This window comes from Sphingomonas sp. CCH5-D11 (assembly GCF_001557395.1).
GTDB lineage: Bacteria > Pseudomonadota > Alphaproteobacteria > Sphingomonadales > Sphingomonadaceae > Sphingomonas.
The window spans coordinates 1-4,892 of the sequence record NZ_LSKH01000257.1 but is presented as its reverse complement, the minus strand read 5'-3'; the positions used below and the strand labels follow the sequence as shown (position 1 = coordinate 4,892).

Annotated in this window: 5 protein-coding genes; 1 reads left to right on the top strand and 4 read right to left on the bottom strand. The window is 63.5% G+C overall.

Annotation, left to right across the window (positions count from 1 at the left end):
- Window positions 1–172: 172 nt before the first annotated feature.
- Window positions 173–1,603, top strand: a complete 1,431-nt coding sequence (locus tag AX702_RS16140; protein WP_066760133.1) for an ISNCY family transposase — start codon at window positions 173–175, stop codon at window positions 1,601–1,603.
- Window positions 1,604–1,736: 133 nt separating this feature from the next.
- Here the strand turns inward: AX702_RS16140 and AX702_RS16135 are convergent, their stop codons facing one another.
- The 4 genes from AX702_RS16135 to AX702_RS16120 all read right to left on the bottom strand — a co-directional run.
- Window positions 1,737–2,501 carry a molybdopterin-dependent oxidoreductase gene (locus AX702_RS16135; protein ID WP_066760134.1) on the bottom strand — a complete coding sequence of 255 codons (765 nt, stop codon included), beginning with the start codon at window positions 2,499–2,501 and terminating at the stop codon, window positions 1,737–1,739.
- Window positions 2,498–3,289, bottom strand: coding sequence for a cytochrome b/b6 domain-containing protein (locus tag AX702_RS16130; protein WP_066760136.1), 792 nt, complete (start codon window positions 3,287–3,289; stop codon window positions 2,498–2,500). Before AX702_RS16130 ends, AX702_RS16135 begins: the two co-directional genes overlap by 4 nt.
- Before the next feature lie 259 nt (window positions 3,290–3,548).
- Window positions 3,549–4,280 (bottom strand): DUF1223 domain-containing protein, encoded by a 732-nt coding sequence (locus AX702_RS16125; protein WP_066760138.1) that lies wholly within the window; start codon window positions 4,278–4,280, stop codon window positions 3,549–3,551.
- Between the two features lie 30 nt (window positions 4,281–4,310).
- The coding region (locus AX702_RS16120) for a cytochrome c biogenesis CcdA family protein (RefSeq protein WP_066781279.1) at window positions 4,311–4,892 on the bottom strand (582 nt) is incomplete at its 5' end.

Here is a 4,892-nt window from a genome sequence, read left to right as displayed (position 1 = left end):
ACGGTGTGTCAGTTCTATCTGGCGACGAATGTGTCTTCTCTAAGTGGCAGCAACAACAGGTGTAAGCGCCAGATACAAATGACACCGTCCTGCTAGATAGAAACGGCACTGCCGGTGCTTTCAGTGGGTCGCCGGTGTCATAGCCTTCCTCGGCAACGAGGACGCGCATGGTATGACGGTGCTGACGATGAGTGCTGCTGAGATCACCCGGTTCGACACGCTGATGCGGCTCGACCGCGGCGAGATCCGGATCCCGGACGCGATGGAGCTTCTTGGCCTCCAGCGGCGGCAAATCTACCGGCTGCTCGATCGCCTTCGACAGGAAGGCGCTGCTGGACTCGTGTCGCGCAAGCGCGGACGCCCGAGCAACCGCCGCTACAGCGACGCCTTTCGCGCCGAGGTCGTCGCTCTCGTGCGGGAAAACTATGCCGACTTCGGGCCGACGCTCGCGCGCGAATACCTTGCGGAGCGGCACGGCTTGGGCCTCTCGTGTGAGACGTTGCGTCAGATCATGATGGAGGCGGGCCTTTGGAAAGACCGCGCGGCCAGGCGCCCGCGCCCCTACCAACCCCGCTACCGGCGCGACTGTCGCGGCGAACTGGTCCAGGTCGACGGCTCGAAACACTGGTGGTTCGAGGACCGCGGCCCGCAATGCACGCTGCTGGTGTTCATCGACGACGCGACGAGCGAGCTGATGCACCTCGAGATGGTCGAGAGCGAAAGCACCTTTTCCTACATGCGCGCGACGCGGACGTACCTCGAGCGGCACGGCAAGCCGGTCGCCTTCTACACGGACAAGCACAGCGCGTTCCGCAACAACACAGCCTCGGCGAACGGCGACGGGATGACCCATCTCGGGCGGGCACTGGACCGGCTGAACATCGATCTGATCTGCGCGAACTCGCCGCAAGCGAAGGGGCGCGTCGAGCGGGCCAACGCGACGCTGCAGGACCGGCTCGTCAAGGCGATGCGGCTCCACCGCATCAACACCATCGACGAAGCCAACGCCTTCCTCCCCTCCTATATGGCGCAACACAACCAGCGGTTCGCCAAGGCGCCGTTCGACCCGCGCGATCTGCACCGACCGCTGGCCATCCACGAGAACCTTGAAGCCGAGATGGTCTGGCGCGAGCAGCGCACCGTCACCGGCGCCCTCACCCTGCACTACAACAAGGCCATGTTCATCCTGGAGCCGACCCCGGTCGCTCAGGGGCTAGCGCGCAAGAAGGTGGATGTGTGCGAATACCCGGACGGCCGCCTCGAGATCCAGCACGAGGGCGAGGTCCTGCCTTATCGCGTCTTCGACAAGATGCGCCGCGTGAACCAGGCACCGGTGGTCGACAACAAGCACCTCGACGCGGCGCTGGCGCTCGCCCATGCCATCCAGCAGGTGCAGCCGCACCACGCGAAGCGCAACAACAACGAACCGGCGCGTACCGCTCAGCCCGGCGGGGTGTTCAAGGCCCCCTCGCCCGTACCACCCGGGCCGAAGCTGGACCGCCGCAAACTTGGCAATCAGCGCCTGAAGCGAGGCCCCCGCCTCTCCAACGACGAACTCGTCGCGCGCGGCTTGGGCGAGTATGTCCGCCAACAGACGGGATAACTGCATGGCGCCCCTGCCAGCGTCTCACAAAGGATGGTGAAACGGGAATGTCAGCTTTCGCTGGCGGAATGTCGGACACGTTCAACGTCCAAACCACCGCCAGCATAGAAATTTATCGTGTGATCGCGATCTCTCAGAGTCCTGCGTACCACTCATATCCTGCAGCATCCTCCCAATACCCACCCTTGCCGCCATAGATGCCGGCAAGGCTTGGGACCGCCTCGATCCGCTGGACATATTTCGCGTGTTTATAGCCGAGCTGCCGCTCTACCCTGAGACGTAACGGCGCGCCGTTCTGGACCGGAAGCAGCTGGTCGTTGATCCCCCAAGCCAGGATCGTCTGCGGATGAACGGCGTCGATCCGGTCGATCGATTCATAGTACATGGTCCCGTTGGTCTGTGGGTCGGCACAATGAAACACGATAAAACGGGCTTGCGGACTGACACCTGCGCGATCCAGCAACAGCTTTAGGGGCACACCGTGCCATTTCGCGATCGCGCTCCAGCCCTCCACGCAGTCATGACGTGTGATCTGGGTTCGGGTCGGCATCGCCCTGATCTGGTCGAGCGAAAAGGCTTGCGGGTTAGCGACAGCGCCGTCGACCACCAGCCGCCAATCGTTGAAGTTGACGGCAAGATGCCGTGCATAATCGGTTCCGCCCGGCATCCGGGTGCCATTCGCTCGAAAAACGGGCGAGCGCTGCGAAGGAGCGAACTCCTCAGCTAGCGCCGTCCGGTCCTGCAATAGCCTCTGAAAGGCATAGTTGCCCCGCTCGCCGGATGCGAGGAGCGCGCGAAATTGCTCATTTTGCCCTAGACGGTCGCAGCCTGAGAGTATCGTGCCGGCGCCGGCTGCAAGGCTGCCGACAAGAGCGCGGCGTGTGAGAATCGTTGTCATTGCGTGTCCAAGGTCCGCTTGAGCTTGGCGATATGTTTGTCGGGATCGGGTGGCACTCGGAACCAGCCGGTCAACATCGAACGGACCTCGTTGATCGGACCCGCCAGTAGCACCAAAGTCAGGTGAACGACGATGAACGCAGCTATGATACCAGCGCAAATGAAATGCAGAGAGCGGGCCGACGAGCGACCGCCCAAAAGATCGAGCGGCCAGTGCATGACTGCGTTGAATCCGGGAGACAAGCTCAGCCCGGTCAGGATCAGCAGCGGGATAACGACGAATACGATCGAAATATACGCGATCTTCTGTAGGACGTTATACCGGAGCGCTTCTTGACCAGTGGGGAATTTTAGGCGCGCATGATCCTTCACGTCTTGCCAGAGGTGGGAAGGAGCAAGTTCGCTGCGCCGTAGCGTCAGGTCACGCTGGATGTGCCGGTTGACCAGACTGATGACCAGATGAGCAAGCAGGCCAAACGCGAGAATCCAAGCGAAGAACAGATGCCAGTGGCGAGCAAGCGCCAGATTGTATGTTGAGGGGATTGTTGCCCAGCCCGGAAAGCGCGGCGGAGACCACCACGGCTGATCGAAATTCGCGCCATACTCACCCCAATAAAGGTGCGGGTGGGCGTTCGAGATCATCAACCCGCTCATTAGCAGGACGATGATCGCCACCGCATTGGTCCAATGCCAAAGCCTTGTCGGCAATCGATGCCGGTACACCAGTTCGCCGCCGTGCTCTGCACGCTCGCGGGTCTCGGTGGCTGAAGTCGATAGCGGCTCGATCATCTGCAGCCTCCTCGGTACCGCACACCATCGGCTTCGTGCCGATAGTCGCGAGGGTTTTGTAACCCGGGGCCTGCATCCGGGTGGTCTGCCCAAGCGCCGGTCCGGCGTGTCGAGCGCATGGAGTGGAAAATTCCCATCATCATAATCCCAACTTCGATCGCTGACCGGCCGGAGTTACACGGCCGATGAAATATCGTCGGCCGATGTGCAGCCTCGCTAACTCGGCCGATCCCCAGCCGCGGACGGCACCGCCAACGGCTTACAGCTTGCGCGCTGCGGTGATCGGCCCGCCCGTACCCTGCTGCACCAGAACGGCGGAGCTCAGCCCGCGGGGTGCGCTGGGCAGCGGCAACTCCGTCACCGCGCCGGACCAATTGCCCAGCTTTACCAATTCCCGCACGATATTGCGGTGGGGGAGCGTCCGCCCCCCATTCTCTCCGGCGCGGATCGGCACCTCGACCGTCCGCGGATCGTAGCGGACCAGCCAGATCGTCGATGGAACGTCTTTGCCGGCAGCCAGAGTCAGGGCTCCATTGCGCACCGATATGGCAGGACCGCCACGCGCAGGGCCGGCGCGCTGTATAGCCGCTTCGAGCTGGGCACGATTGCTGCCAACGATAGTGGGCCCGCCGTTGATGATCACCTGCGGTGTCGCCACCTGTGGGCGACCAGCGGCACGCGCATAGTCCCATTGCCGCGCGGTCCAGGCGGGGGAGCCGAAAGTGTCCTTCCAGCCGAGCCGATCCCAGTAGGTCACGGCGAAGGATAAGGCGAGCACGCCCGGCGCATCCGCAATGGCGTTCACGTTGGCGTTGGCAGGCGGGCAGGACGAGCAGCCTTGGCTTTGGAACAGTTCGACCACCACAGGCGCGGCGGGCGTCCCGACGACGAGTGGTTTGACCGGGCGGGGCTGTGCGGCAGCTCCGGCGGGCGCCTGCCCGCAGCCGGCCAGCGCTAACAGGGACAGCAGGGAGAGGATGTTGTGCGTCATGCAGAGTGCCTCGGTGGGAGAGTACGAATGTTAAAAGGCGGTCGACCATTCGGTTACCCGGTCGGGCAGATGATCGAGTAGGAAGGCTTCGAGTTGGCGATCCACCCCTGTCAGGATGAAAATGCCGACGATTAACAGCAGTCCTCCAAGCACGATCTTGCCGCGACCGCCCGCTGCCATCATCCGCCCCCGCCAGCGGGCGAGCGCGCCGCGAGCGGCAAAGGCGATGACCAGCAGCACGGTGGAGATACCTAGTCCGAAGGCCGCCATCACCAGCGCTACTTCGCCCAGATCCTTCCCTTCCGCCGCCAGCGCCACCGCCGCGCCGAGCGTGGGGCCGACACAGGGTGCCCAGACGATGCCGAGCAATGCCCCGATCAGCGCTTGACCCCACAACCCGGCGCGGTCGTCGAGTGCGCTTTGCTGTCGGCTCGCCCAGGCTGCGGCAGGCGTGGCGATCCGTGAAAGCCCGTCCTGAAGGCGAGGTATCAGCAGGACGATGCCCACCAGGCACAGGATGATCGCGCCGGCGTTCCGGACGACAAGCGTATCGATCCCGAGCGCCTGCCCGAACGCGGCGACGACGAAGCCGGTCGCGGTGAACGCCAGCAC